This is a genomic window from uncultured Mailhella sp., from assembly GCF_944324995.1.
Taxonomy (GTDB): Bacteria; Desulfobacterota; Desulfovibrionia; order Desulfovibrionales; family Desulfovibrionaceae; genus Mailhella.
The window spans coordinates 76,605-102,643 of record NZ_CALUYL010000001.1 but is presented as its reverse complement, the minus strand read 5'-3'; the positions used below and the strand labels follow the sequence as shown (position 1 = coordinate 102,643).

22 protein-coding genes and 6 tRNA genes are annotated in these 26,039 nt (G+C 60.3%); 17 read left to right on the top strand and 11 right to left on the bottom strand.

Features of this window, described 5'->3' with window-relative positions:
- Positions 1–301: 301 nt before the first annotated feature.
- From Q0K02_RS00480 to Q0K02_RS00445, 8 genes are all read right to left on the bottom strand, one after another.
- A complete protein-coding gene (locus Q0K02_RS00480) occupies positions 302–784 on the bottom strand; it encodes a hypothetical protein (RefSeq protein ID WP_294483944.1) in 483 nt (160 codons plus the stop codon).
- Between the two features lie 163 nt (positions 785–947).
- A complete protein-coding gene (locus Q0K02_RS00475) occupies positions 948–2,243 on the bottom strand; it encodes an amidohydrolase (RefSeq protein WP_294483943.1) in 1,296 nt (431 codons plus the stop codon).
- Between the two features lie 109 nt (positions 2,244–2,352).
- Positions 2,353–3,267 (bottom strand): DUF2333 family protein, encoded by a 915-nt coding sequence (locus Q0K02_RS00470; RefSeq protein ID WP_294483942.1) that lies wholly within the window; start codon positions 3,265–3,267, stop codon positions 2,353–2,355.
- A 214-nt stretch (positions 3,268–3,481) separates the two neighbouring features.
- Positions 3,482–4,558, bottom strand: a complete 1,077-nt coding sequence (locus Q0K02_RS00465) for a Xaa-Pro peptidase family protein (RefSeq protein WP_294483940.1) — start codon at positions 4,556–4,558, stop codon at positions 3,482–3,484.
- Positions 4,559–4,949: 391 nt separating this feature from the next.
- Positions 4,950–5,333 carry a hypothetical protein gene (locus tag Q0K02_RS00460; protein WP_294483939.1) on the bottom strand — a complete coding sequence of 128 codons (384 nt, stop codon included), beginning with the start codon at positions 5,331–5,333 and terminating at the stop codon, positions 4,950–4,952.
- 168 nt (positions 5,334–5,501) lie between these two features.
- Positions 5,502–6,641 (bottom strand): glutamine-hydrolyzing carbamoyl-phosphate synthase small subunit, encoded by a 1,140-nt coding sequence (gene carA / locus Q0K02_RS00455; protein ID WP_294483937.1) that lies wholly within the window; start codon positions 6,639–6,641, stop codon positions 5,502–5,504.
- Positions 6,638–9,895: a carbamoyl-phosphate synthase large subunit gene (gene carB / locus Q0K02_RS00450; protein ID WP_294483935.1), complete on the bottom strand. Its 3,258-nt coding sequence runs from the start codon at positions 9,893–9,895 to the stop codon at positions 6,638–6,640. Before carB ends, carA begins: the two co-directional genes overlap by 4 nt.
- Positions 9,896–10,248: 353 nt before the next feature.
- Entirely contained in the window at positions 10,249–11,067 is an 819-nt protein-coding gene (locus Q0K02_RS00445; RefSeq protein WP_294483934.1) for a hemolysin family protein, read from the bottom strand.
- Between the two features lie 431 nt (positions 11,068–11,498).
- On the opposite strand from Q0K02_RS00445, the gene Q0K02_RS00440 reads away from it, so the two are divergent.
- Both Q0K02_RS00440 and Q0K02_RS00435 read left to right on the top strand, forming a co-directional pair.
- Positions 11,499–11,585 (top strand) — tRNA-Leu (locus tag Q0K02_RS00440).
- A 183-nt stretch (positions 11,586–11,768) separates the two neighbouring features.
- A complete protein-coding gene (locus Q0K02_RS00435; RefSeq protein ID WP_294483933.1) occupies positions 11,769–12,509 on the top strand; it encodes a hypothetical protein in 741 nt (246 codons plus the stop codon).
- A gap of 257 nt (positions 12,510–12,766) precedes the next feature.
- On the opposite strand, the gene Q0K02_RS00430 is transcribed toward Q0K02_RS00435, so the two are convergent.
- Complete coding sequence (locus Q0K02_RS00430) at positions 12,767–14,053, bottom strand: outer membrane protein transport protein (protein ID WP_294483931.1); 1,287 nt, start codon at positions 14,051–14,053, stop codon at positions 12,767–12,769.
- Between the two features lie 84 nt (positions 14,054–14,137).
- Positions 14,138–14,641 (bottom strand): transposase, encoded by a 504-nt coding sequence (locus Q0K02_RS00425; RefSeq protein WP_294483930.1) that lies wholly within the window; start codon positions 14,639–14,641, stop codon positions 14,138–14,140.
- A 165-nt stretch (positions 14,642–14,806) separates the two neighbouring features.
- Between Q0K02_RS00425 and Q0K02_RS00420 the strand changes: the two genes are divergently transcribed.
- Positions 14,807–14,883: transfer RNA gene (locus Q0K02_RS00420), tRNA-Met, on the top strand.
- Between the two features lie 193 nt (positions 14,884–15,076).
- Positions 15,077–16,093 carry a hypothetical protein gene (locus Q0K02_RS00415; RefSeq protein WP_294483929.1) on the top strand — a complete coding sequence of 339 codons (1,017 nt, stop codon included), beginning with the start codon at positions 15,077–15,079 and terminating at the stop codon, positions 16,091–16,093.
- Between the two features lie 333 nt (positions 16,094–16,426).
- Here Q0K02_RS00415 and Q0K02_RS00410 read toward each other — a convergent pair whose 3' ends face one another.
- Positions 16,427–16,756 carry an Hsp20/alpha crystallin family protein gene (locus tag Q0K02_RS00410; RefSeq protein ID WP_294483927.1) on the bottom strand — a complete coding sequence of 110 codons (330 nt, stop codon included), beginning with the start codon at positions 16,754–16,756 and terminating at the stop codon, positions 16,427–16,429.
- A gap of 737 nt (positions 16,757–17,493) precedes the next feature.
- Here Q0K02_RS00410 and Q0K02_RS00405 point away from each other — a divergent pair.
- The 13 genes from Q0K02_RS00405 to rplL all read left to right on the top strand — a co-directional run bounded on the left by Q0K02_RS00405 (position 17,494) and on the right by rplL (position 25,815).
- Positions 17,494–20,115 (top strand): autotransporter outer membrane beta-barrel domain-containing protein, encoded by a 2,622-nt coding sequence (locus Q0K02_RS00405; RefSeq protein WP_294483925.1) that lies wholly within the window; start codon positions 17,494–17,496, stop codon positions 20,113–20,115.
- Positions 20,116–20,327: 212 nt separating this feature from the next.
- Positions 20,328–20,403: transfer RNA gene (locus tag Q0K02_RS00400), tRNA-Thr, on the top strand.
- 124 nt (positions 20,404–20,527) lie between these two features.
- Positions 20,528–20,613, top strand: a tRNA-Tyr gene (locus Q0K02_RS00395).
- Positions 20,614–20,673: 60 nt separating this feature from the next.
- Positions 20,674–20,749, top strand: a tRNA-Gly gene (locus Q0K02_RS00390).
- Positions 20,750–20,900: 151 nt separating this feature from the next.
- Positions 20,901–22,094 (top strand): elongation factor Tu, encoded by a 1,194-nt coding sequence (tuf, locus tag Q0K02_RS00385; protein WP_294483923.1) that lies wholly within the window; start codon positions 20,901–20,903, stop codon positions 22,092–22,094.
- Between the two features lie 4 nt (positions 22,095–22,098).
- Complete coding sequence (gene rpmG, locus Q0K02_RS00380) at positions 22,099–22,248, top strand: 50S ribosomal protein L33 (protein WP_178578166.1); 150 nt, start codon at positions 22,099–22,101, stop codon at positions 22,246–22,248.
- A gap of 13 nt (positions 22,249–22,261) precedes the next feature.
- Positions 22,262–22,337: transfer RNA gene (locus tag Q0K02_RS00375), tRNA-Trp, on the top strand.
- 31 nt (positions 22,338–22,368) lie between these two features.
- Entirely contained in the window at positions 22,369–22,668 is a 300-nt protein-coding gene (gene secE / locus Q0K02_RS00370; RefSeq protein ID WP_294483922.1) for a preprotein translocase subunit SecE, read from the top strand.
- Positions 22,669–22,718: 50 nt separating this feature from the next.
- Positions 22,719–23,312, top strand: a complete 594-nt coding sequence (gene nusG, locus Q0K02_RS00365) for a transcription termination/antitermination protein NusG (protein ID WP_294483921.1) — start codon at positions 22,719–22,721, stop codon at positions 23,310–23,312.
- 88 nt (positions 23,313–23,400) lie between these two features.
- Positions 23,401–23,823, top strand: a complete 423-nt coding sequence (gene rplK, locus Q0K02_RS00360; protein WP_294483919.1) for a 50S ribosomal protein L11 — start codon at positions 23,401–23,403, stop codon at positions 23,821–23,823.
- A 146-nt stretch (positions 23,824–23,969) separates the two neighbouring features.
- Positions 23,970–24,677, top strand: a complete 708-nt coding sequence (rplA, locus tag Q0K02_RS00355; protein WP_294483916.1) for a 50S ribosomal protein L1 — start codon at positions 23,970–23,972, stop codon at positions 24,675–24,677.
- Between the two features lie 166 nt (positions 24,678–24,843).
- The gene (gene rplJ, locus Q0K02_RS00350; RefSeq protein ID WP_294483915.1) at positions 24,844–25,365 is read left to right on the top strand and encodes a 50S ribosomal protein L10; all 522 of its coding nucleotides are present in this window, start codon (positions 24,844–24,846) and stop codon (positions 25,363–25,365) included.
- Between the two features lie 69 nt (positions 25,366–25,434).
- On the top strand, positions 25,435–25,815 hold the full coding sequence (rplL, locus tag Q0K02_RS00345; protein ID WP_294483914.1) for a 50S ribosomal protein L7/L12: 381 nt from the start codon (positions 25,435–25,437) through the stop codon (positions 25,813–25,815).
- Positions 25,816–26,039 lie beyond the last annotated feature (224 nt).

The window sequence follows — 26,039 nt, the reverse complement described above, 5'->3', positions numbered from 1 at the left end:
ACAGGCTTTTCCGGCACGCGGTGTTGCACGGAAGTGCCGCAAGTTCCTGCTTTTTATTCGCGAGCGACAGGTTGTGACCTTTCACCTCGCGCGGTGCATGGGGCATTTGCAGTCGAAAGGGGCGGAATTTTGTCGCAATGCATGTTTGCCGGTCGTATCGGAGCGTTGTCGTCGCTTGAGGATCAGAGAAAAGCCGGCGTCCGTTGCGAAGGGCGTCGGATCGTCGGCTTTCGGAATCTTTGCCGTCCGCGCAGATCAATGCCGAAACGGCGTTTTTTCTGCGCAGGGGCATTGTTGCGGATCAGAACGAGGCGGGGAAGAGTTTTGCATCGGCAGACTTGAAGTTTTTGTTCAGAAAGTCCTTGCCGGGTTTGGTGTCGGTGCCGACGATGGTGATGACGCTGCCGAGCTTGCCGTTGGAGGTGAAGTAGCTGACTCCCCTGGCCTGCTGCTGGGAGAATTCGCCGACATAGGAGTCGCCGGAAGCGACGGGCTCGGAAACGGTGAAGCCGCCCGATTTCATGTTGTTGAGCGTCTGGACGGCAAGATCCTTGGCGGGAAGCGGCGCCGGCGTGACGGTCACGCTCACTGCGCCCTTGCCGTCGGGATACTGCACGATGGCGACCACTGCGCCGTTGGCGCTCTGCACGGGCTTGGGCATGGTCCAGCCGTCGGAGAGGGCAAGCGTGAAGTAATCGGTCTTCACGTCCTCGGCGAGGGCGACGGAGGCGAGAAGAAAGACGCTGACGAGACCGGTGACCAGACAGGACAGAAATTTTTTCATGTTCTCTCCTTGAATGTTTGCGCGGCGTCATGCTGTCGCGCAGGGATGACGGAACTTCTCTTCGGAACGCGCGTACGAAGAAAAACTATGGCAAAAATATGCTGTTTTTCCCCGTCAAGTCAATCTGTTCCGAAATCGGGACGCCCCTGCATCGTCAAGGCGTTTACGCCCTGTCGAGGGCGAGCGTCACGCGTGTCAGAAGTTCCACGGACGGCGAAAGCACGTCTTCGTTGAAGTCGAAGTCCGGGGCGTGATGTCCTGCGGCAAGGCGGCTTCCCAGCATGAAGTAGGCGGCGTCGCCGCCCTGCTTCTGCACGGCGGCCATGTGAACGCAGGCGTCGTCGCTGCCGAAGCCGGGCGCGGAATCGCGGATGAGTTCTTCGTGGAACCAGGGCACGGCGCGGGCCGCCTCGCGGACGACGCGCCGCAGCGAATCGTCGCTGTCTGCGCTGTCGGAGCCGCCCATGAGGCGGACGGAGCAGGCTTGTTCGTACATGGCGGCCGTGTGTTCGATGATGGCGCGGCAGTGCTCGAACATGTAGTTGTTGACGGCCGTGGTGGCTCCGCGCGTTTCGCAGACCATGCGCGCGTGATCGGGAATGATGTTGCGTCCGCTTCCGGCTTCGAGCATGCCCACGGTGATGCGCGAGTCGCCCTGACCGTGGCGGGGCAGCGCATGCATGTTGAGGGCGGCGCTTGCCGCGGCAAGCAGCGAGTTGGCTCCCTTTTCCGGTTCGGCCCCGGCGTGGGCGGCCCGGCCGCGGAATTCCACGTCGAACTTCGTGGTGGCGAGAAAGCCGCGGGCTCCGCACACGAGAGCGTGATCCTGATCGGCCCACATGCCGATGTGCGCGGCGAGAAAATGCCGCGCTCTGTTCAGCCATCCGGCGGAGGTCATGGCGCGCGCTCCGCGGCAGCCTTCCTCGCCGGGCTGAAAGAGCAGGCGCACGTTGTGTTTCAGCTCGGCGCGCAGGGGAGCGAGGGCGGCGGCGAGTCCCAGACCGACGGCCATGTGGCCGTCGTGTCCGCAGGCGTGGCAGAGACCGTCGTGGAGCGAGGCGAAGCCTTCCTTTGTCGGGCGGTGCTCAGGCGAGGCGCTTTCCTGCACGCTCACGGCGTCGATGTCGAAGCGCAGCACGGTGCCGAGGGGCAGGTCGGGGCGCAGATCCACCACAAGGCCGGTCGTGCCGTTCATGCGCTCAAGCCACGCGCGCGAGGCGCCTTCGGCTTCGGCTCTCTGCAGCGCGTCGCGCATGACTTCCGGCGAAGGCACGCCCATGCGGGCTTCGGGCGCGGTGACGGCGTCTCCCGCTACGGGCGAAAGGCCGAAGGCTTCCAGTTCTTCGGCCAGGCGGGCTGTGGTCCAGAATTCGGCCATGCCGGTTTCGGGGTGCTGATGAAACAGTCGGCGCAGGGCCGCGAGTCTTTCCTGAGAGAGGGGAAAATGATGTTCTGTCATGGCGGATGCGCCTGCGGAAAAAGGGGAAGGAACGCGTTCCTTCCCCTGGGGTTGACGGGCGGGCGCGGGAGATCGCTCCCGCGCCGAAATGACGGCGGACGCCGGAAAATCAGATTCTCAGGCTGTCGCGGATGTCGGTGAGACGGTTGCGGGCAAAGAGCAGGTAGGAAATGATGAGCTCGCCCGAGTTGAACGACGAAGTGATGTACATGGGATCGTAATTGCAGATGAGGTCCATGTAGCGCATGGCCTCGGCCATGTTCTGTTCGTTGTTCTTGGTGCCTATTTCGGGGTAGAGTTCATACATGGTCTTGAGGTAGTCGCGCACCACCAGGATGACGCCCTGCGCTTCATAGATGCGGTTGTCCAGCGTGTAGAAGGGCAGATCCTGACTGTCGTTGAGCAGGCCGAGCGCGTAGCCGAACACCGTTTCGCCCAGAATGAGATTGAAGGCGGAATAAATGTCGTCGGTGCGGCAGTTGTACACGGCCTTGCCGGCCAGCAGATCCTTCTTGTACTGCTCGGTCATGGAAAGGGCCTTCTTGAAGGAGCCTTCGGCCGAGGGAATGAAGAGCATGCCCCAGCGCTGGGGGCTGATGGCGAAGTAGTTGAGGCGGGCGTTGTAGAGCAGATCGTTTTCACGGTCGTTGTTGCCGAGCTTGGCGATGACCGTGGAATAGTGGTCGAAGAGCATCTTGGTGGCCACGTAGGTGCCGAACTGGCGATAGGCGCGGTTGTCCATGATCCAGCGGTTGAACAGAATGTCGTTGGCCGTCCAGCCGAAGGTGGAGGAGAGTTCCGCGTCCATGCGGTGAGTGAGGGAGGAAAGGAGCGCCGCGCCCTTTTCCTGATCCGTCATGTTGTCCTTGATTTCCGCCTGATAGACGGGGAACTTCACCGGATCAATGAGGGTGTAGAGCTTCTGCGAGCCCCACACCACGAACAGAATGCCGACAAACAGCAGAACCTGAATGCCGAGAGTCTTGGCTACAATGATGAAATGCCGCTTTTCGGGGTGAATCATGCGAGTCTCCTGAAGAGTGGATGTGTCGCCGCGGAAGAGGGCAGCTTCTTCTCCGGCAAAGAAAAGATAATCATGCTCCCGGAATCGTCCAGAGCGCCGCAGCCCGGCAGGCGTGGCGCTTCTCTCCGGGATCCGACGCCCTTCTGCGGGGCGGACGGCGTTTTTCCGCCGCGGGGAGCGAGGCCGGGCCGCTCGTCGCCTTTGCCTGCGGGGCTTAGAACACCCGGCAGCCGTCTTCGGTAATCACGGCCATGTATTCCCAGCGGGCTCCGCCCCATCCGGGGAAGTAGAGGCCGGGTTCGATGGTCACGATCATGCCGGGCTGAAGAGGCTTCGTGCTTGTGGGGCTGAGGCGCGGCCCTTCGTGGGTTTCCAGGCCCACGCCGTGCCCCAGCGAATGGGTGAAGTACTGATCCATGCCGCAGGAGGCAAAGTAGTCCACGGCAATCTGATGCACCTCCCTGCCCGTTGCGCCGGGACGCAGCGCGGCAATGGCGCGCCGCTGCGCTTCCTGCACGCGGTCGAGCATTTCCGTGAAGCGCGGAGAGGGCTTGTCGCCTATCCAGCAGGTACGGGTCTGGTCGGAGCAGTAGCGGTTCAGGCGGCAGCCTTCGTCCACGAGCACCATGCAGTTTTCCGTGAACACGGAAGGCGTTTCCGGGGCGTAGTGGGGGAGCGCCGCGTTGGCGTTCATGGCCACGATGGAGGGGAAGCTCAGTTCCGAAGCTCCGTGTTCGCGATAGTATTTTTCAATGGCCCAGGCCGCGCCCGCTTCATCCTGACCGGGAACCAGCACGGAAGGCAGCCATTCGAGCATTTTGTGATTGAGCGCCACGGATTCGGCGATGAGGCGGATTTCCTCGTCGTCCTTGACTTCGCGCAGCTGCTCCACCAGTCCGTCGGCGGCCTTGAGCGAGAGTCCGGGTTCGAGGCGCTGCACATAGCTCCACGCGAGGTGTTCGGCTTCCATGCCGACCACGCCGGAGCCGCACAGGCTCTTGAGCAGACCGTTGAGCGCTTCGGAGGACGCGCCGCGGTAGATGAACACCCTCTCCCTGTCCCAGAGCTGGGCTGCGGCCTCTTCGTAGCGGGAATCGGTGCAGAGCCAGTCCTTGCCGTCCTTCATGACGATGAGGCAGCCCGAACTTTCGTTGCACTGGCAGTCGTGCAGCTCGAAGCCGGAGAGATAGAAGCGGTTGGCGGGCTGACTGACGATGAGAGCGTCGAGCCCTTCTTCGTGCATGAGGCGGCGCAGTTTTTCCCGGCGGGCCTCAAAGGTTTCCTTGTTCATGTTGTCCTCGTTTGTTGCGCCTGTCCGGCGCGGAAAAAAGGAGCGCGCTCCGCGCTGGGGGAACGCCTGAGCGCAGATCTCGCCGTCCGCAAAAGAGGGGCGCGAAACCTGTGTTCCTTTCCGGGAAGATAAGGCTTTTTCCGCTAAAAGCCAATGTGTTCTGCGCGAAACGGAAGACGTGCGGACACGGTTTTGCGCGTCGGCATGTTCCGGGGGCGCGGCCCGGAACGGGGAAGGTCGGGAGCACGAACGGAAAAAACGGCGGGGAAGGCAGAAGCGCTGCGGGCGCAGGCCTCCGCATGTGCGCAGCCATGAAGCAGCAGGGCCGCCCTGAGCGCTCCGGGTGCAGGTCTGGGGATGCCGCGGCAGGGCGGGCGCAGCCGCCGGGCGCTTATGACTTGTCCGGAATGAGGCGGCTCACCACATAGGACACGCTGCCGATGAGCACGGGCGCATGCACGGCCCACAGCAGCAGAATAACGCCCGCAAGTTCGCGGTCGGTCAGGTAGGCTCCCTCGTCGGGGTCATGCCAGATCTGGACCAGACCGAACAGCTCGATGATGAGAATGACGGAGGCGTAGAGCAGCACTTTTCCTGCCTGCTTCCACCAGACGCGGCCCTGAGGGCGTATTCCGGCCATGAGCGCGCCGATGAAGTAGGGGAAGAAGTACAAGGTGAAGAGCTGGATGGATGAGGCGAGCATGAGCGAGCTGACGGCCGCGCCGAGAAGCAGCAGAATTTCCGTCAGCAGGAGCTGTTTGTCGGCCGTTTTCATGCCGTCTGACCTCGTTGCCGGAGGCGGATAAAAGGAGCGGAGGGCGGGCTTTTGCCGGACATGGGAAAATTAATGCACAAAGGGGAGAAAGAACGGCGTGTTCTTTCTCCCCCTTTTCGTGCGCGGTTCATTCCAGAGGAAGGGTTTTCGATCCGGAATGCGCGGGGATTACTTTCCGGCCTTGGCCTTCATCACCATGTCCTTGTAGTCGGCGAAGAAGGTGCGGCTGTCGGTGGGACCGGCGGCCGCTTCGGGGTGATGCTGCACGGTCATGATGGGCTTCGTGGGATGGCGGAAGCCTTCCAGCGTGCCGTCGTTGAGGTTCACGTACACCTTTTCCACGCCTTCGGGCGGAATCACGCAGAAGCCGTGGTTCTGGGACGAGATTTCAATGCGGCCGGTGAGCAGGTTCTTGACCGGATGGTTCACGCCGTGATGGCCGAACTTCAGCTTGGTGGTGGTGCCGCCGAGGGCGTGGCCGAGAAGCTGATGGCCGAGGCAGATGGCGCCGATGGGGAAGATTTCCGCCATTTTGGCGATCTCGGCGATTTCCGGCTTGAGGGTGGCGGGGTCGCCGGGGCCGTTGGAGAGGAACACGCCGTCGGGGTTCACGGCCTTGACCTGTTCGCAGGTGAAGGACGGCGGAACCACGAGAAGTTCCATGTCCTGCCTGCTGAGCAGGCGCAGGATGTTCCACTTGATGCCGAAGTCATAGACCACGATGTGAAGCGCCTTGCCGGCGGGCCAGTCGTAGGAGCCGTCGGCGTTCAGGGCGACGGGCGCGGGGCGTCCGGTCGCCTCGTCCCAGCGGTAGGGCTTGTCGGGAGCCACGCGGGTGACGAGGTTCTGACCTTCCATGGAAGGCAGCGCCTGCGCCTTCTTCACGAGTTCTTCAGGGTCGAGAATGCTGGTGGAAATGCAGCCGCGCATGGCGCCGTTCTTGCGAAGGTGCAGGGTGAGGGCGCGGGTGTCGATGCCTTCAATGCCGGGCACGCCCTCGCGGATGAGAAAGTCGGGCAGACTTTCCGTGGCGCGCCAGTTGGAAGGTTCCTTGCAGCATTCCTTGACGATGAGCGCCGACATGTGAACCTTTTCGGATTCCATGTCGTCGGGATTGATGCCGTAGTTGCCGATGAGCGGATAGGTGAGGCACACCATCTGCCCCGCGTAGGAGGGGTCGGTGAGCAGTTCCTGATAGCCGGCCATGGCGGTATTGAAAATGACTTCGCCGCCGGTCAGTTCGATGGGACCGGTGAAGGATTCCCCTTCAAGGACGAAGCCGTCTTCGAGGGCGAGCAGAGCTTTCATGCGCGTTCTCCTTTGGGCGATCCGGCATAGTAGTCCTGGAGGCATTCCACGTGAAGGGCCTCGTTCTGCTGATGCTGGATGGCGCGGGCAATGGCGCGGGCGCCGGAAATCGTGGTGGTAAAGGGCACGCCGTAGTGCAGCGTGGTCTGCCGGATGGCGCGGGAATCGTGATTGGTGCGCTTGCCGGACGCCGTGTTGATGACCATGGCGACTTCGCCGTTCTTGATCATGTCCACGATGTTCGGGCGGCCTTCATGCACCTTGAGCACGGGCTGCACCTTGAGACCGGCGTCGTTGAGAAGGGTGGCGGTGCCGCGGGTGGCGAGCAGCTCGAAGCCGAGGTCGGCGTAGGACTTCGCAATGGGTACCACGAATTCCTTGTCGCGGTCGTTCACGGAAATGAACACCTTGCCGGAGGAGGGCAGGGTCTGACCTGCGCCGAGCTGGCTCTTGAGGAAGGCTTCGTCGAAGGTGCGGGCCACGCCCATGACTTCGCCGGTGGAACGCATTTCAGGTCCGAGCAGGATGTCCACGCCGGGGAAGCGCTTGAAGGGGAACACGGCTTCCTTCACGCAGACGTAGCCGGTCTTGCGCATGGACCAGGGATCGAGTTCCTTGAGCGTCTTGCCGAGCATGATCTGGGTGGCGAGGCGCGGCAGCGGCACGCCCGTGGCCTTGGACACGAAGGGCGCGGTGCGGGAGGCGCGGGGGTTCACTTCCAGAATGTAGATCTTGTCGTCCTTGATGGCGAACTGGATGTTCATGAGACCGACCACGCGCAGTTCCTTGGCGAGGGCGACGGTCTGACGGCTGATTTCCTCAACGATGCTGTCGGGCAGGGAGTAGGGCGGCAGGGAGCAGGCCGAGTCGCCGGAATGGATGCCCGCGGCTTCGATGTGTTCCATGATGCCCGCCACATACACGTCCTTGCCGTCGGCGAGGGCGTCCACGTCCATTTCGATGGCGTTTTCAAGGAACTGGTCGATGAGGATGGGGTGCTCGGGAGTATCCGTGCCCACCACGTTGTGGAAGTAGTCGTCGAGGTCGTCGGGGCCGTAGCAGACCATCATGGCGCGGCCGCCGAGCACGTAGCTCGGGCGCACGATGATGGGGTAGCCGATGCGGGCGGCTTCTTCCTTGGCCACGTCGAGGGAGATGCAGGTGCCGTTCTGCGGCTGGAGCAGATGCAGCTTCTGAATGAGGGCCTGGAAGCGTTCGCGGTCTTCGGCGCGGTCGATGGCGTCGGGGCTGGTGCCGAGAATGGGCACGCCCGCGCGCTGCAGCGGCACGGCGAGGTTCAGCGGGGTCTGTCCGCCGAACTGCACGATGACGCCGTCGGGCTGCTCGGTCTTCACGATGTGCATCACGTCTTCAAAGGTGAGCGGCTCGAAGTACAGGCGGTCGGAGGTGTCGTAGTCGGTGGACACGGTTTCGGGGTTGGAGTTCACCATGATGGCTTCCACGCCCTCGTCGCGCAGGGCGAAGGACGCGTGGCAGCAGCAGTAGTCGAACTCGATGCCCTGACCGATGCGGTTGGGGCCGCCGCCGAGAATGATGACCTTCTTGCGATCGTGGACTTCCAGTTCGCGGCCGGTTTCGTAGGTGGAATAGAAGTAGGGGGTGTAGGCCTCGAATTCCGCGGCGCAGGTGTCCACGAGGTAGTACACGGGTTCGGTGTTCGTGGCCTTGCGCAGGGCGGCCACGTCGCTTTCGGGGCGCTTCCACATTTCGGCGAGCTGCTTGTCGGAGAAGCCGAATTCCTTGGCGCGGCGCAGAAGACGCACGAGCTCGGGATTGTCCGGCGTCATGGAGTTGCCGAGGGCGAAGTCGCGAAGCTCGCCTTCCATCTTCACGATGTCGCGTATCTGGCGCAGGAACCACAGGTCGATGGCGGTGACGGCGTGAATTTCCTCCACGCTCATGCCCGCGAGGATGGCGTGACGCAGGGCGAAGATGCGCTTGGAATTGGGAGTGCGCAGCCTGGCCATGATTTCGTCCATGGAGGGGAGCGGATCGCGGAAGTGGCTGCCGAGGCCGGGCGCGCCGACTTCCAGAGAACGGAGACCCTTCTGCAGCGCTTCCTTGAAGGTGCGGCCGATGGCCATGGTTTCGCCCACGCTCTTCATGGAGGTGGTGAGCTCGTCCTTGGCTCCGGCGAACTTTTCAAAGGTGAAGCGGGGAATCTTGACCACGCAGTAGTCGATGGCGGGCTCGAAGCTGGCCATGGTCTCGCGGGTGATGTCGTTGGGAATTTCGTCGAGCGTGTAGCCGATGGCGAGCTTGGCGGCGATTTTGGCGATGGGGAAGCCCGTGGCCTTGGAGGCGAGAGCGGAGGAGCGGGACACGCGGGGGTTCATTTCAATGACCACGAGCTCGCCGTTTTCGGGATTCAGACCGAACTGCACGTTGGAACCGCCGGTTTCCACGCCGATTTCGCGCATGATGGCGATGGAGGCGTCGCGGATCTTCTGGTATTCCACGTCGGTGAGGGTCTGCACCGGAGCCACGGTGATGGAGTCGCCGGTGTGAACGCCCATGGGATCGAGGTTTTCGATGGAGCACACGATCACGCAGTTGTCCTTGCGGTCGCGCATGACTTCCATTTCGATTTCCTTCCAGCCGAGCACGGACTGTTCGATGAGCACTTCGCTGGTGAGGGAGGCGTCGAGGCCGCCGGCGGCGATTTCTTCCAGATCTTCCTGGTTGTAGGCCACGCCGCCGCCGGAGCCGCCCAGCGTGAAGGCGGGACGGATGATGAGCGGGAAGGGCATTTCCGCGGCGATGCGGCGCACGTCTTCCATGTTGCGGGCGATTTCGCTGCGGGGCACCTTGATGCCGATGTTTTCCATGGCGGCGCGGAACAGCTCGCGGCTTTCAGCCTTTTCAATGACCTTGGCGTTGGCGCCGATGAGTTCGACGCCGCATTCCTTGAGCACGCCCATCTTTTCGAGGGCAAGGGCGGTGTTCAGGCCGGTCTGACCGCCGAGGGTGGGCAGAATGGCGTCGGGCCTTTCCTTGCGGACGATGGCGGCCACGGTTTCGGGTTCGATGGGTTCAATATAGGTACGGTCGGCCAGACCGGGGTCGGTCATGATGGTCGCCGGGTTGGAATTGACAAGGATGACTTCGTACCCTTCTTCCTTGAGGGCCTTCACGGCCTGGGTACCGGAATAGTCGAATTCACAGGCCTGGCCGATGACAATGGGGCCCGAACCTATGACCATAATGCGCTTAAGGTCTGTACGCTTAGGCATATTCCGCTCCTAAAGTAGGTTTAAACTTGCGTATGATTACACGTTGCCCCGAGATAATCAAGCGTTGCGCCCCTCCTTCGGGCGGAAGGCGGCCGTTGTTTTTGTGCGGCGGCTCTGCAGAACGCCGCGGAAACGGCGCGTCGGAGGCGTCGAGTGATGCGGAAAGCTGAAGGATTCCATGCGCGTCCTTGTTCTGCGCTGCGGAAAGAAAACGCAGCGCCGGTCGCCCGGCGTTTTTCGTCCGTTTGGCATGCGCGGCGAAGGAGCGCCTTTTGCGGAAAATCGCGGGGCGAAGCGCGGCGCAGGGCACACAACAAGGGCCATGAGCGTGTGCCCATGGCCCTGAAAAGGCGTTATTCCTCGCGCGTCGCTATGACGGTGTGAATCTGCTTTGCGTCCGCGTCGGCAATGGTGAACAGCCATCCGCCTATGCGGAACTCCTCGTCCTTCTGAGGCACATGTCCCGCGTCGAGGCTGAGGTAGCCGCCGATGGTGTCCACCTCGTCGGATTCCAGATGGATGCCCAGCTCTTCGAGTTCCTCCAGGTAGGCGCGTCCGGAAAGTTCGTACTTCCCTTCGCCGATGGGTCGGATGTCCTCTTCCTTGGGGGCGTCGTGCTCGTCCTCGATGTCGCCCACGATCACTTCCAGCAGATCCTCGATGGTGGCCAGTCCCGACGTGCCGCCGTACTCGTCCACCACGATGGCCAGATGATTCTTGCGGCTGCGGAATTCCTGAAGCAGTTCGCTGGCGATCTTGGTTTCGGGCACGAAGAAGGGCTGACTCATGATGCTGTCCACGGGCGAGGACTGGAGATCGGCCTGCATGAGGGAGCTCAGCATGTCCTTGGCGTGGACGATGCCGATGATGTTGTCGCGGGTTTCCTTATAGATGGGCAGGCGGGAGTGGCCGGTTTCCACGATGGCGCCTGCCGCGTCGCGAATGGTGGTTCCGGAGGGCAGGCAGTCGATGTCGGTGCGGGGAGTCATGATGTCCTGCACCTGCAGCTCGTCCAGAGAAAGGATGGAAAGCAGCATGGAACCTTCTTCCGCCTTGAGCTCGCCGTCTTCGCGCGCTTCGCGGATAGCCTGTTCCAGATGATCTTCCGAAGACTTGCCGGAAAAGAAAGCACCAAGTTTCGACCACACGGTACTGTGGGATTCGCCGTCCAAGACGATACTCCTTACAAAAGGGTTCAGGCCGGAAAATTGACCATGCCGCAACGGCAGGCGCCGACAGTCGTCGGCTCCGGCTCAACAGGGGCCCCCACGCGGGGCGGATTGACGGAAAAATGGAAAGAGCCGCCGCAAAAGGCGCGCGACCGGAAAGGCATGACGCTTCCTGCCTCTGCGTTCCCCGCAAGAGGAACGTCGGCAGACTGGCAGCCGGAATCCTCCATGTCGGAGAACAGGCTGTCGCCGCTGTGCGTTGTGGTTTGGCAGGTGTCGTTCATGTGAGATCCGTATTTTGCATGGAGCGTAGCGTGTTCGGGGTAAAAAGGCAAGCGCGGAGGGGAGAGAAGCGGCGGATCTCGGCCTTTGAAAGGCGTTCCGCCTGCGGAAAGGTTGACCTCACGCCCTGAAATCTATATAGAAGCAGCTGGGCCGGAATGGTGGAATTGGTAAACGCAGCGGACTCAAAATCCGCCGGCAGCAATGCCTTGTGGGTTCAAGTCCCACTTCCGGTACCAGATATTTCAAGCACTTGCAAAACGCAGGTGCTTTTTTTGTTCGTGGCGGGTGAAAGAGGGAACGTTTTGTCTGCGCGGTGACGCACTGCGCGCGGTTCGAGCACGCTCTTTTCTCGCCGGGAAATTTTCTGTAGAACGCGTTTACAGGGCAAAACCCGGAAACATGGAACTCAGGGAGCGGATATGGCGTTCAACGGATGGGAAAACGTAAAGGAAGGCGAAGAATTCTCCGTGCAGGAGATTACCGCGTATTATGGATCGGTGGGGCCGTACTCTCTGCTCGGTCCTTTGCAGCGCAGTCTGTGGGGCCGGTATCCGCTCATGGCGCAGGCCGTGGCTCTGGACGGCGTGGAAGACGCGTTCAAGCCGGGGCAGCGGGTGAGGCTTTTTCTGCGTGAGGAAGGGGAGGGGTATGAGATAAAAGCCTTTCCCGAGAGCATTTTTGACAAGAAGGACAGTTATCGGCCCTTCATCGGCATGGCGGAAGAGAAGTTCGTGCAGAATTCTTCCCCCACGGGGAACGAGCCGTGGACGGACATGTTCTGCGCCCGGGACTACTGCCAGCCGTACTGCGATTCGCTCATGGAGCTGAAGCCGCCGTACACGGACGAGCAGATGGAAGAGCTGTACCGCTCCTTTGCGGACAAATATGCGGAATACGACGGCCGCTGCGCCATGATTTCGGGCCTGTACCGCACGGGCGCGGAAAAGTTTTCGGCGTTCTGCTTTGCGCTGGCGCGCGAAGGGCTGAACATGCCCGACGGTTCGCGCCTTTTTGCGCCGTGGGACGTGGTGCTGCTCTTTTTGGAAATAAAGGATGGGGGCGAGATCGGAGAAGTGGCTACCGTGCCGCTGCGCATGGTCAACTTCTACGACGGCGAAAAGCTCAAGGCCTTTGCCGAAAAGCTGGCCAACCAGGCCTAGACGCGAGAAAAAGCGCGTCCGGCGCGGAGAAGAGCGCGGAATGCTTGCTCTTCCTGCACGGGAGTGCATTTTCCGGTATGAGGCGCGTGTTTCGCATACGCCGGGCCTCACGCCGAGAGAGAAACGCGGGCGTCGCTCCCGCAGCCATTGAAGTTAACAGCAGCAACCCCGGAGAAACGATGGTTCTCCGGGGTTGTCGTTTATGAGGCGCGGGACGCGTTTTCGGGGAAAGCGCGTGCTGATGATGCAGCGGCGAATTAGAACTTGTAGCCTATGCCGATGCCGAAGTTGTGCGCATGGGGATGGGTGGTGCGACCGGGCACCACGCCGCTCGAGGGATTGCCGAGAGCGGAATTGGTGTAGTCGAGCACGTGGTTGTGGATGTACATGTACGCGAGGTCGATGGTCCAGTTCTTGTAGAAGAAGCCCACGCCGGCGGTGTAGTAGTTGCGGCCGTTGGAAGGAACCATGTAGTCGGCGTTGCCGAGGTTCATGGGCGAGGTTTCATACATGAAGCCGAGGCGCAGAGCCATCCAGTCCACGGGCTTGTATTCGCCGGAAATGCCGAGGGTCCAGCTGTTTCTCCAGTGCCTGTCGGAATTTTCCCACATGTTGACCGGGTCTTTCATGTAGATGTTGAAGTCGCGGAAACGGCTCCAGAGCGTATAGACGGCGTCGGCTTCAAAGCTCAGATTTTCCGTGGGCTTGTAGGCCACGCCGAAGCCGATGGAATCGGGCAGATGCAGGGTTCCGCGCAGGCGGGAGTTCTGGAGCTTGTAGTACGGACTGTCTGGAGAGAACATCTTGCCGAACTGTGTGTCGTAACGGGTCTTGCCGTTGACCTTGAGGCTCATGGGCGCGCGATAGGTGAGCCCCATGGACCACTGATCGTTGAGTCGCAGGTGCAGGGCCACGTTGCCGCCGAAGGAAACGCCGTGTCCGTTCAGGTTGAGGTCGCCGAGGCCGTCGCGCTGTACGTCGAGATTTTTGCGCATCTGCATGGAGGCGCTCATCATTTCCACGCCAGCGGCGATGGAGAGATGATCGTTGAACTTGTAGGCGATGCTGGGATTGAGCGAATTGGTGATGAGCTGCACGCTATGGAGGTTGGCTCCTCCCGGCCAGTTGTGAGGATACTTCACGCCGAGGCCGAAGCGGGTGTAGGAAGCCAGACCGAACCAGACATTGTCGTTGATCTGGTGGGTGATGTAGAAGGAGGGGATGGGCCAGGTCTGATGAGCGCTGTGGTAGTTTCCGGTATCCTGCCCCGAGAGGGTTCTGGTGTCCACGCCCCAGTAGAACTGGGAAACGGCGAGGTTGGCCTGCATTTGCGTGCCGTCGAGGAGCGTCATGGCCGCGGGGTTGTAGGCGAGCGTGGAAGGATCGCCGCCGCGGGCGATAAGACCGCCGGCGAGCGCCATGCCGCGGGCGCTGTTTTCCATGATGGCGAACCCCTCCGCCTGCGCGCGGGACACCGGGAAGAGAAGGGTGAGAGAAACAAGGAGCGCTCCGCAAAGACGAGCGCCGGAGAAGAAACGGTTCATCGCATAACTCCTGCTGCCGCTGAGAAAAAAAGACAGGCTGACCTGAGCCATGCGGTAAACGATAGGACGTGTTGATAGTTTAAATCAAGATTTGAATGTATCCGTAAATAATGCGGTGGCCTTGTCGCAGAGCGCCTTGGCGCGTTCCCTGCTTCTGCGGCTGATGACCGGTCTCCAGATGCGGCATTCTTCGGGGGCGTCGGAGCCGTCTTCGAGCTTGGCGGAGCGTCCGGCGGCGGCTTTGGCGCTGCGGGTGGTGTCGAGGGTCCATTCCCAGGCAATGCCCTTCATTTCTTCAAATTCTGCAAGGCCTTTCTTCCAGAGCTCGCTGAACAGTCCCTGAGCTTCCCATTTTTTGAAGTAGGCGTGGATGGAGCTGGGGCTGCCGTAGAATTCCTTGGGCAGAGACTTCCACTGGGTGCCGGTTTTCAGCACATAGACGATGGCCGAAAAGACTTTGCGATAGTCGAGCGGCTTGCGTCCGCCGCCGGCGATGCGCTGATAAACCTTTTCCGGATCACGGACGGTTTCCGGGATGAGCGGTTTGACAACTTCCCAGAAGGAATCGGAAATTTCCCAGAATTTCATAGTGTTAGCCTGTTATATGGGTGAGATGGTGAAAAGTTTAGCATAAAAGAAGCCGGAAGTCAGCCATTGCTTATTTACGGATAAAAATAATTAAAAAAAATTTAAAATTCTCGAAAAAAAACTGTTGACAGCCTCGGGGCTCCGGTCTATATATAGCGAACACGACGCGGGGTGGAGCAGCTTGGTAGCTCGTCGGGCTCATAACCCGAAGGTCATTGGTTCAAATCCTTTCCCCGCAACCAGAGAATACAACCCCTTACGGTGCATGCTGTAAGGGGTTTTTCGTTTAAGCTCTTCTGCTTTGCCTGTTCCTGCTTTTTCCTGTCCGACAACGGTTGAGGCCGTGCGGCTGTCGTCTTATGGTGGCCGGGGCGTTCGGGCGCGCTTGTCTTTGCTGCGGCCGGGCGACACCAAAGGGAACAGGAGGATTCATTCATGCAGAACAGGAAAGCTCTGCTCGCGCTGGGGCTTGCCGTGCTTCTGGCGGCGCTGCTTGCGCTGCCCGTGCACATGGGCAACGGCGTCAATGCCCGGCTGCCGATCATCGGCGCCGCGGAAAAAATTTCGGAAGAGTACTGCGAAGAAACGCTGAGCAAGGCCGCCAAGGCCTATGTACTGACCAAGGTCATAGACAAGACGGTTTCCACGTTGCAGCGCATTGAGGTGTCGATAACGCCGTTCGGCCTGGGCATGAGCGTGGCCCCCGGCGAAATGCTGGCCGCCGTGAACGACGCCATCGAACGTGTCAGCACGGCGCTTTTTTCCGTCATGGGCCTGATGCTTGTGGAAAAATTGCTGGTAGGCATGATTTCCTGGGTCAGCTTCAAGATCATGCTTCCCCTTGCCGTGGGGCTTGCGCTGCTCTACTGCCTTTCGGGAAGGCGTTTCGCGTGGAGTCGTTCGGCGGCCGTGTTCCTTGCCAACACGGCGCTGATCTGCTGGCTGTTTTTCCCGGTCACCGCGCTGGTCGGCAGCTATGTGGAACAGGCCTATCTGGGGGAGATTTACGCGGAACAGATGCACGAGGTGGATTCTTCCGCCGGAGCCATCAACGGCATGGACGAGGTGGAGACCGACATGCCCGGCGTGGTTGACGAGGATGCCGACAGCGGATGGTTCTCCGGCACGATGGAAAAGCTTGAATCCATCCTGAATACGGTGAAGAACGCGCTGCACAGCATCAACATTGAAAGTCTTCAGGCCAAGGCCGGCGAAATTCTGAACTACGCCGACAACGCCACGGACAGACTTTTTCATGTGTTCTGTATTTTTGTGCTGACGACTATCGTCATTCCTCTTTTTATGTTCTTCCTGCTTTATAAGACGCTGTATCTGCTGACAAAGAATTTCATGGAATCTTCGCCGGAGGCGAAGCGGCTTGTGTATTCCGCTGCGGCGGATGTGAAGCGCATCGGCGAAGGCAAAAAGGAGGAGACCGCGTCGAAGGAATGACGGCGCTCTGCCCGGCAGGCGCGGTGTGGCGTCGGCGCGGAAGAAGCGGCGTTTTTGCGGCAAAGGCGGACGTGCAGCGCAGAAACGCCGACAGATGAACACGCGCAGGCGCGGAACGAAAAACGGCGATAGGCCGGAGCCTGTTGTACGAACGAGCGCAGAGCGCGGAACGGAGCGTCGGCAGAGCGCTGAAAAAACGGAAGCCGCCGGACGCGGCAGCGATTAAACGCAAAAGGCCCCGACAGAATTTCTTCTGTCGGGGCCTTGCGCATATCTGACGGAGGAAGCCGTTTTCAGAGGAGGAAAACGGGCGTCAGGGTATCAGTCAGATTGTCAGGCAATGGCGATGGTCTTCTTTTCGGGTTCCTTCTTTTCCGGAGCCTTCGGGAAGGAGAGCTTCAGAATGCCGTCTTCAAAGGTAGCGGAAACGTCCTTGGGTTCAAGGGCTTCGCCGACGTAGAAGCTGCGGCTGCATTCGCCGGTGTAGCGTTCGCGGCGCAGATACTGTCCCTTCTTGTTTTCCTCATCCTTGTCCAGCCCCTTGGCCGCACTGATGGTGAGGTAACCGCCGTCCAGTTCAATTTTCACTTCGTCCTTCTTGAAGCCGGGCAGATCAATATCGAGCTCGTAGGCGTTTTCCGTTTCCCGCACGTCAGTCTTCATGAGGTTTCTTGCGTTCTTGCCGAACAGAGGATCATGACGATTAAAGGCAGGCATAAAAGGATCGCCGAAAAATTCATCAAAAAGTCTTTCACCAAAAATACTAGGCAGCATAATAAAAACCTCCAGCCATAAATAGAATCAATGCATCAATGGCGGAAAAGCGTTCCGCGTTCTTTTATTCCCGGATGGAGATACATTCTTCATCTTGCGGGAAGATGATTGATTCTGTTTCTCATGAACGCCTTCCGTGGGAATGCGTCCCTGAAAAACATACCTTTACAATAGGAACGATTTTCCAGGTGTCAACGCCGCAGAGAAATTTTTTTTGCGTTTGAGGGGAAATTTCGGCGGACCGGATTCGCCGGTCGCCTGAAAATCGCCGGATGACGGCTCTTTCCGGGCACGTCAGTTTTTGCGGTGACGGCGAAAAATTTTGCATCGTCCGCATTGACGCTCCGCGCACGCCGGGGCTTGAGGGGCATGTTTTCTTCTTGACGGAAAGGCTGAGCGCCTTTTCCGGAAGGGAGAGGCGTCGGAGACTCATTCCGTCAGGGGAAAGGGCCGCGGTCGTCTTTGCGGGCACGGGCGTCTTGCCTCGTTCTCTTTTGCACTCTCCCGGGAGAACTCGCACGCCTGAGAAGAAAACATAAATCATGGCAATCAGTTCTGCCTTTCTCCATAGTCGTAGGCGGAGGCGTCGAACGGCGCGGCCATCGACTCGACAGGGGGGAATGTTCATGACTCAGTTCAGGCGGAAGCGTTTTTCGGGCATCGGAAGACCGGCGTTGCGGCCGGCATGGGCAGGATTGCTGCTGGCGGCGCTGCTTGCGGGCACGCCGGCCCGGGCAGCCGATCTGACGGGAAGCGGCAGCGCTTCCGTTGTTTCCGGCGATTCCTACGCCTACGTGTACGGCACTCGTTCCCAAGGCGGCGACGCCGTGGCGAACGACAGCCTGGTGAACGTGTCCGGCGGCGCGGTGTCCATGGATCTGTACGGCGGTTCGGCCCTGAGCCGCAACGGTTCGGCCGAGGCCATGAACAACAGCGTGACGGTCAGCGGCGGCCTGACGGGCTTCAACGACAACATTTACGGCGGCTACGCCCGAAGCTACACCAGCGGCGTGATGGCGGACGGCAACAGCGTGACGCTGGAAGGTTCGCTTCGTTTCGGGCCGTGGGTGCAGGTGTTCGGCGGCTATGCCAGAATGTCCGGCGGCAGCGGCTCCGTGGAGGCGCTGGACAATCATGTGAGCGTCGGGGGCAGCGCCGCGCTCAATTTCGTCGTGGGCGGCGAGGCCTACGCGGAAAGTTCCGCGCAGGGCGTGTCGCTGGCCGCAGGCAATACGGTGAGCCTCAACGGCGGATCCGCCGCCCTGATGTACGGCGGCTATGCCGTGGCGCAGGGCGATGCAACGGCGAAAAACAACGTCATTTCCATACATGGAGGGATGTTCGGCGACGTCGTGGGCGGCGAGGTTCACAGCTACACGGGAAAGGCGCTGGCCGAAGGCAACGTCGTCACGATCTCCGGAGGCGAGGGCTCGTCCACGGTGGTGGGCGCGTCGGTGCAGAGTGATTCCGGATCGGCCGAGGCTTCGGACAACACGGTGAGCGTGTTCAACGCTTCCGTGGCGGGCAGCGTGAGCGGCGCGTTTGCGCCGGAAAGCAGCGTTCCGGCCTCGCTTGTCGGCAACCGCGTGGTCATAGGCTCGGGCGCAACGGTGGAGGGCGACGCGGTCGGCGGCGCGGTGACGGGTTCCACGCCTGGCAGCCGCGCGGATTCCAACATCGTGGCCGTGGTGGACGGCGGAAGCGTGGCCGGCGACGTGATCGGCGGTCTGGTTGAGGCGGAAGATTCCTCGGCGAGCTACAACACGGTGCTGGTGCGCAGCGCTTCGGTGGGCGGCAGCATTTACGGCGGCGATGCGGGGGCGGGAAGCGCGGCGACGCACAATTCCGTTATTATAGGAACGGGCGCGGACCTTTCCGCGGACGCCGCGCTCTACGGCGGCTGGATCGGCGGCGCGCCCGTGGCGGCGGCCGGAAGCGGCAACACGCTTTTTGTGGACAGCTGGCAGGGCAGCGTGGCGAGGGCGGCAGGCTTTGAAAATCTGCACTTCGTGCTTCCCGCGCCGGGGGCTCCGGTGGACGTGCCCATGCTCACCGTGACCGATGCGCAGGAAGGCGATTTTGCCGGTTCCACGGTGACGGCGCAGCTTCCCGACGTCATTACCGGCGGGCGTGCCTATCTGGGCGAGACGTTCACGCTCATCAGCGACGCCGGAGGAGCCGTGGGACAGGCGTCCGCCGGGAGGCTGGTGAGTCTTCTGCAGGGCTACGCCGCCTATTTTGACGGCGTGCTTGAGAACACGGGCACGGCGGTGCAGCTCCGCCTGGAGGAAATGCGCATGAATCCCCGCATTGCGGCGCTTACGGAAGCCCGGGCCGCGGCGTCGGGACTGCTCAATCAGGGCGGCGATCTTGCGGCGGACACGGGCATGCGTCATGCCCGCGAGGCGGCGGACAGCGAAGAAGACGAAGAGTGGCATCCGTTTGCGGCCGTGTACGGCGGCGCGGCGCGGCATCACACGGGTTCCAGAGCGGATACCGAAGGCTTTTCCGGCATGACCGGACTGACGGGAAGCTTCCGTTCCGGGAGCGGACGCGTGCTCGCGGGCGGATTTTTTGAATTCGGCAGGGCGCATCTGGACACGTTCAACGGTTTTGCTTCCGGCGACGTCAACGGTCGGGGCAACAGTCAGTACACGGGCGCGGGCGTGCTGCTTCGATACGACGTGGAAACCGGGCCTCTGGCCGGACTGTACGCGGAGGGCGTGGGACGCCTCGGCAACGTGGACACGCAGTGGCACAGCGACGATCTTCGGGACAACATGGACCGTCCGGCGGACTACGATCTTTCCACGCCGTACTATGGGGCGCATGTGGGCCTGGGGCATGTGCTGTCGCTGGCCGACGTCGTGAACGTGGATACCTACGGCAAGTTCTTCTGGACGCATCAGGGCGGCGATCGCGCGGACATGAACGGGGAAATCGTGAACTTCGACGACGTGGATTCCCGGCGTCTGCGCCTCGGCGTGCGCTTTGATCTGACGGCGTTTGAGAGCATGAAGCCCTACGTCGGCGCGGCCTGGGAGCATGAATACAGCGGCACGGCCCGCGCCGTGGCCCGGGATTTTTCCATTCCCGACGCGTCGCTAGAGGGCGACAGCGGCGTGTTTGAGCTGGGGCTCGCTGTGGAGCCTTCGTCCCGGCCGCTGACGCTGGATCTTGCGCTTGTGGGAAGCGCGGGCGAGCGGGATAGTCTGGGCGGACACCTCAGCGTGCTCTACCGCTTCTGAGCGGGGAACGGCCGTCGGCCGGAGCGGGATGTTTCCGCTCCGGAGGGCCCGACAGAGCGCTGCGGAGAAAATTTTTTGAAAAAGGCGTGAGAAAAGACTTTACAAAGCTTCGGCTCTTGGGTACAAGTCTTTTGCTGTTTGCGGGGAACGACCGAAAGAAGAAAATTCTTCTTGCCAAGGAGAATGTTTCGGGATAAGTTCCCATACCTGCTGCTGGCGTAGCTCAACTGGCAGAGCAGCTGATTTGTAATCAGCAGGTTGCGGGTTCGATTCCCATCGCCAGCTCCATATTTTGGAGTGACGAAAGAGGATGAACTCCATATTTCCCGGATCGTCCGATTCGGGTGGCCGGTGAAGGTCACGCTCCTTCTTCCGGTTGCGGCAAGAACGCGAAAGCGTTTTTGTATAGCGTGGTGGGGTTCCCGAGTGGCCAAAGGGAACAGACTGTAAATCTGTCGTCGTAAGACTTCGGTGGTTCGAATCCACCCCCCACCACCAGCTTTACGCTGGTATAGCTGTAGGAGGCAGTGCGCGCTGTCAGGGGACTACGGCACACAGGCGGGAATAGCTCAACGGCTAGAGCATCAGCCTTCCAAGCTGAGGGTTGCGAGTTCGAATCTCGTTTCCCGCTCCACCTGCCACTTTGTTTCTTGTTGCTCCCCCTTTTTCTCTGGCGCGTCATGAGTCCGTGTTTTAGGGCTGCTCTCTGATTTTAAGAGGGCAGGACGGCGTCCGCTGCTCAAACAGGGCACCACAACTGCAAGTAACCATTTAGGGAGACCATCATGGGCAAGGAAAAATTTGATCGCTCTAAGCCGCATGTCAACATTGGCACCATCGGTCACATCGACCATGGCAAGACCACTCTGACTGCCGCCATCACCAAGATCGCCGGCCTCAAGGGCCAGGGCAAGTTCATCGCTTACGATGACATCGACAAGGCCCCCGAAGAAAAGGAACGCGGCATCACCATTTCTACCGCTCACGTTGAGTACGAGACCGACAAGCGTCACTACGCTCACGTTGACTGCCCCGGCCACGCCGACTACATCAAGAACATGATCACCGGTGCCGCTCAGATGGACGGCGCCATCATCGTGGTCGCCGCCACCGACGGTCCCATGCCCCAGACCCGTGAGCACATCCTGCTCGCCCGTCAGGTCGGCGTGCCCTACATCATCGTGTTCATGAACAAGTGCGACCAGGTCGACGATCCCGAACTGCTGGACCTCGTCGAAATGGAAATGCGCGAACTTCTGAGCGCCAACGGCTTCCCGGGCGACGACGTGCCGGTTATCCGCGGCTCCGCTCTGAACGCTCTGAACTGCGACGACTGGCAGGCTCCTGAAGCCAAGTGCATTCTCGATCTGCTCGACGCCTGCGACACCTACATTCCCGATCCCGTTCGCGAAACCGATAAGCCCTTCCTTATGCCTATCGAAGACGTGTTCTCCATCTCCGGCCGCGGCACCGTGGTGACCGGTCGTGTGGAACGCGGCATCGTGAAGGTCGGCGACACCGTGGAAATCGTGGGCATCCGTCCCACCCAGACCACCACTGTGACCGGCGTTGAAATGTTCCGCAAGCTGCTCGATCAGGGCCAGGCCGGTGACAACATCGGTGCTCTGCTCCGCGGCATCAAGCGTGAAGACGTGGAACGCGGCCAGGTTCTCGCCGCTCCCAAGTCCATCACCCCTCACACCAAGTTCAAGTCTGAAGTGTACGTTCTGAGCAAGGACGAAGGCGGCCGCCACACTCCCTTCTTCTCCGGCTACCGTCCTCAGTTCTATTTCCGCACCACCGACATCACCGGCGTCATCAAGCTGGCTGAAGGCGTGGAAATGGTCATGCCCGGCGACAACGCCACCTTCAACGTTGAACTCATCCATCCCATCGCCATGGCTCCCGGTGAACGCTTCGCTATCCGCGAAGGCGGCCACACCGTCGGTTCCGGCGTGGTGACTGAAATCCTGGAGTAATACCATGCGCGTGAACATCCTGCTCGCTTGCACGGAATGCAAGCGCCGCAACTACGCCACGGTTAAGAACAAGAAGAACACTACCGGTCGTCTTGAAGTCATGAAGTACTGCCCCTGGGACAAGAAACATACGACTCATCGCGAAGCGAAGTAGTGCTTCATAGCGCAGGCCAGTAGCTCCAACGGCAGAGCGGCGGTCTCCAAAACCGCATGTTGGGGGTTCGAATCCCTCCTGGCCTGCCATTTCTTTTGTCTTTTCAGTTTTGAGGCTAACATGAGCAAAAAACAGAGTGACGCCGCGGAAGCGAATTCCCAGGCAAAAGCGGCTCCCGCCACTGCCTCCAGCAAGTCTGGCCAGTCCGCTGGCGAAGATCGCGGACTGATGGCGCGCTTTGCTGCATTCAGGGATTATCTTCTCCTGTCTCGCGTTGAGCTGCGCAAGGTCAGCTGGCCCAACTGGAAAGAAACCCGTACCACCAGCATGGTGGTGCTCGGCTTTGTTGCCGTCATGGCCATCCTTCTCGGAGTGGTGGATCTCATCCTTTCCAGTGTGGTTCGTCTGATCCTTGCCTAAGAGGATGATTCCGTTCACACTTTTCTCCACATCCGCAAGGGTAAAATACAATGGCTGAGCAAGAAAGCATCACCGAAATCCCTGTCCATTCTGAATCTGCCGCCGCTCAGGATGCCGGTCACTGGTACATCCTGCACACTTACTCCGGTTTTGAACAGAGAGTCGAGCAGATGATCCGGGAACTGATGCGCACCGGCCAAGACAACGGCTGCATCCACGATGTGGTCGTGCCCACCGAACGAGTCATCGAACTCGGCAAGGGCGGTCAGAAGCGCACTACCACCAGAAAATTCTATCCCGGATACGTCATGGTCCGCATGACGATGACCGACCTTTCCTGGCATCTGGTTCAGAATATCCCCAAAGTCACCGGCTTTGTGGGAGGGAAAAATCGTCCTGCACCTATGGGTCCTGGTGAAGCGGAACGCATTCTTTCGTTGATGGAAACCCGTCAGGAACAGCCCCGTCCCAAGTTCAATTTCGACCGCGGCGACGAGGTCCGGGTCATTGATGGCCCCTTCGGCGGTTTCAACGGCGTGGTGGAAGAGGTCAATTACGACAAGGGCAAGCTCAAAGTGTCCGTGTCCATTTTCGGCCGCCAGACGCCGGTGGAACTCGATTTCATCCAGGTGACCAAGGGCTGAGCCCTTCACCGAGATATTTCTGCTCTGGATTGTTTCATCGACAGCAGTCAGGCCTGTGCCTGAGACCGCAAAATAAGGATTAACGACAATGGCCAAGAAAGAAGTTGCCAAGATCAAACTGCAGATTCCTGCTGGTGCTGCCAACCCCTCTCCGCCCGTTGGTCCCGCTCTGGGCCAGCACGGCGTGAACATCATGGGGTTCTGCAAGGAATTCAATGCTCGTACTCAGGATCAGAAGGGCATGATCATCCCCGTGATCATCACGGTGTATGCCGACCGCTCCTTCACCTTCATTACCAAGACGCCTCCGGCTCCCGTTCTGCTGATGAAGGCCGCCAAGGTTGAAAAGGGATCCGGCGAGCCCAACCGTACCAAGGTTGGTTCCGTCACCATGGCTCAGGTTGAGGAAATCGCCAAGCTGAAGATGCCCGACCTGAACTGCAAGGATCTCGAAGGCGCCGTGCGCAATATCATGGGCACCGCGCGCAGCATGGGACTGGACGTTAAGTAATAACGTTCAGGCGGCAAGACGGCGTCCGTACGTGTGATATGTGGGCGCGTTCATCGCGCCGCGCCTATTTCGTTGGATTCGGCCGTACTGCCGGCTTTGGTCGGCAGGAGATTCGAGACGACAAGCGCAAAGAAAGGAATACCATCATGCCTACGCATGGAAAAAAATATCGCAATTCGCTGGAAGGCGTTGATCTGACCCAGCGTTTTTCCGTGGAGGACGCGGTTGCCAAGTCCCTTGGCGCTTCCTTCGCCAAATTTGATGAAACGGTTGACGTGGCCCTTCGCCTGGGCGTCGACCCCAAGTACTCCGACCAGATGGTCCGCGGTGCTGTTTCCCTTCCCCACGGCCTCGGCAAGACCGTTCGCGTGGCCGTGTTCTGCAAGGGCGACAAGCAGGCTGAAGCCCGCGCCGCCGGTGCCGACGTGGTCGGCGCTGAAGACCTCGTCGCCCAGATCAAGGGCGGCTGGCTGGAATTCGACGCCGCCGTCGCCGCTCCCGACGTCATGGCTCTCGTGGGCCAGGTCGGTCGTGTGCTCGGCCCCCGCGGCCTGATGCCCAACGCCAAGACCGGCACCGTCACCTTCGACGTTGCCAAGGCCGTTCAGGAACTGAAGGCCGGTCGCGTGGACTTCAAGGTTGACAAGGCCGGCGTGCTGCATGCCCCCCTCGGCAAGGTTTCCTTCGGACCTGAAAAGATCCTCGGCAACCTCAAGGCTCTGCTCGACGCGGTTGTTCGTCTGAAGCCTTCCGCCGCCAAGGGCCAGTACATGCTTTCCATGACCGTTTCCACCACCATGGGCCCCGGCTTCAAGGTCGATATGGCCCAGTGCAAGAAGTTCATCGAAGGCTAAGTGAGAGGCATCCCGCAAGGGATGCCTTCCGCCTTTCCAATATTTAGGCTAGGGAAGGAATTTCGGGTCGAAGACGGCAGGAGGCGCAAGCCTTAATATCCTGCTCAGACAGATTCTTTGGCTCGGCATTCCACAAGACAAAACACCCAATCGTGAGGAGCATCACGTGAAGAACAGGTCTGAAAAAGCCGTAATCATCGAGCAGGTCAAAGACGTTACCTCTCGTGCTTCGTTTGCGGTTGTGACCGACTTCAAGGGTATGTCGGTGGAAGAGCTGACCGGGCTCCGTGTGGCGCTGCGCGCCGCTGGCGGCGAATATCACGTCGTCAAGAACACTCTTGCCCGCATCGCTTTAGCAGACACCGAACACAGCTCCATCTCTTCTTCGCTGAAGGATAACTGTGCCATTGCCCTTGGATTCAATGATCCGGTCGGTGTGGCCAAGGCTCTCACGGACTTCGCCAAGACCAACAACAAGCTCGAGATCCGTCAGGCCAGCCTCGACGGCAAGGCTCTGACCCCCGCTCAGGTGGCCGATCTCGCCAAGCTGCCTTCCAAGGAACAGCTGCTTGCTCAGGCCCTGGCGACCATGAACGCCGTGCCCACCAATTTTGTGTCTCTCATGGCCAATATGGTTCGTCCTCTTCTGTACGCCCTCAAGGCTATCGAAGAGAAGAAGGCCGCGTAACTCGCGCCTTTGGCTGCCATTTCGCCCCAAACCATCAAAGTCAAAGAATTTTTTTAAGGAGTCATTACCATGGCCGATATCACCAAGGAACAGGTTGTTGAGTTCATCTCCAACATGACCGTGCTCGAACTGGCTGAATTCATCAAGGAACTCGAAGAAAAGTTCGGCGTTTCCGCCGCCGCTCCCGCCGTTGCCGTGGCCGCCGCTCCCGCTGCCGCTGCTCCTGCTGAAGAAGAAAAGACCGAATTCGACGTTATCCTGAAGGAAGTCGGCGCCAACAAGATCGGCGTCATCAAGGTTGTCCGCGCTCTGACCGGCCTCGGCCTCAAGGAAGCCAAGGAAAAGGTTGACGGCGCTCCTTCCACCCTGAAGGAAGCTGTCTCCAAGGAAGACGCCGAAGCCGCCAAGAAGGAACTCACCGAAGCCGGCGCTACCGTCGAAATCAAGTAAGTTCCCTTCACAGCGATGTGAATATGAAGCCCCCTCAGCCCGAGGGGGCTTTTTTGTTGTCCGAAGAGGGGCGCGTTCTCTGTCGCCAGAGGCCGCTTCGTCTCGACGGACTTTCGGCATAGCCGGGGCTGCGCCGTTTCGACCGACCGTAAATTTCGGAGCGACGCCGGAACGAAAGGGCGGAACAGTGACGGCGGGAGTAACAGCGGGGCCGCGTGCTGCGC

Excerpts from the sequence above, each read along its gene's own strand:
- rplA (WP_294483916.1), top strand. The coding sequence starts at position 23,970 with ATGCCTACGCATGGAAAAAAATATCGCAATTCGCTGGAAGGCGTTGAT.
- Q0K02_RS00435 (WP_294483933.1), top strand. The coding sequence starts at position 11,769 with ATGGCGTTCAACGGATGGGAAAACGTAAAGGAAGGCGAAGAATTCTCC.
- Q0K02_RS00430 (WP_294483931.1), bottom strand. The coding sequence starts at position 14,053 with ATGAACCGTTTCTTCTCCGGCGCTCGTCTTTGCGGAGCGCTCCTTGTT.
- Q0K02_RS00480 (WP_294483944.1), bottom strand. The coding sequence starts at position 784 with ATGAAAAAATTTCTGTCCTGTCTGGTCACCGGTCTCGTCAGCGTCTTT.
- secE (WP_294483922.1), top strand. The coding sequence starts at position 22,369 with ATGAGCAAAAAACAGAGTGACGCCGCGGAAGCGAATTCCCAGGCAAAA.
- rplL (WP_294483914.1), top strand. The coding sequence starts at position 25,435 with ATGGCCGATATCACCAAGGAACAGGTTGTTGAGTTCATCTCCAACATG.
- rpmG (WP_178578166.1), top strand. The coding sequence starts at position 22,099 with ATGCGCGTGAACATCCTGCTCGCTTGCACGGAATGCAAGCGCCGCAAC.
- Q0K02_RS00475 (WP_294483943.1), bottom strand. The coding sequence starts at position 2,243 with ATGACAGAACATCATTTTCCCCTCTCTCAGGAAAGACTCGCGGCCCTG.
- Q0K02_RS00425 (WP_294483930.1), bottom strand. The coding sequence starts at position 14,641 with ATGAAATTCTGGGAAATTTCCGATTCCTTCTGGGAAGTTGTCAAACCG.
- carA (WP_294483937.1), bottom strand. The coding sequence starts at position 6,641 with ATGAAAGCTCTGCTCGCCCTCGAAGACGGCTTCGTCCTTGAAGGGGAA.
- tuf (WP_294483923.1), top strand. The coding sequence starts at position 20,901 with ATGGGCAAGGAAAAATTTGATCGCTCTAAGCCGCATGTCAACATTGGC.
- Q0K02_RS00465 (WP_294483940.1), bottom strand. The coding sequence starts at position 4,558 with ATGAACAAGGAAACCTTTGAGGCCCGCCGGGAAAAACTGCGCCGCCTC.
- Q0K02_RS00415 (WP_294483929.1), top strand. The coding sequence starts at position 15,077 with ATGCAGAACAGGAAAGCTCTGCTCGCGCTGGGGCTTGCCGTGCTTCTG.
- Q0K02_RS00405 (WP_294483925.1), top strand. The coding sequence starts at position 17,494 with ATGACTCAGTTCAGGCGGAAGCGTTTTTCGGGCATCGGAAGACCGGCG.
- Q0K02_RS00460 (WP_294483939.1), bottom strand. The coding sequence starts at position 5,333 with ATGAAAACGGCCGACAAACAGCTCCTGCTGACGGAAATTCTGCTGCTT.
- rplK (WP_294483919.1), top strand. The coding sequence starts at position 23,401 with ATGGCCAAGAAAGAAGTTGCCAAGATCAAACTGCAGATTCCTGCTGGT.
- nusG (WP_294483921.1), top strand. The coding sequence starts at position 22,719 with ATGGCTGAGCAAGAAAGCATCACCGAAATCCCTGTCCATTCTGAATCT.
- Q0K02_RS00410 (WP_294483927.1), bottom strand. The coding sequence starts at position 16,756 with ATGAAGACTGACGTGCGGGAAACGGAAAACGCCTACGAGCTCGATATT.
- carB (WP_294483935.1), bottom strand. The coding sequence starts at position 9,895 with ATGCCTAAGCGTACAGACCTTAAGCGCATTATGGTCATAGGTTCGGGC.
- Q0K02_RS00470 (WP_294483942.1), bottom strand. The coding sequence starts at position 3,267 with ATGATTCACCCCGAAAAGCGGCATTTCATCATTGTAGCCAAGACTCTC.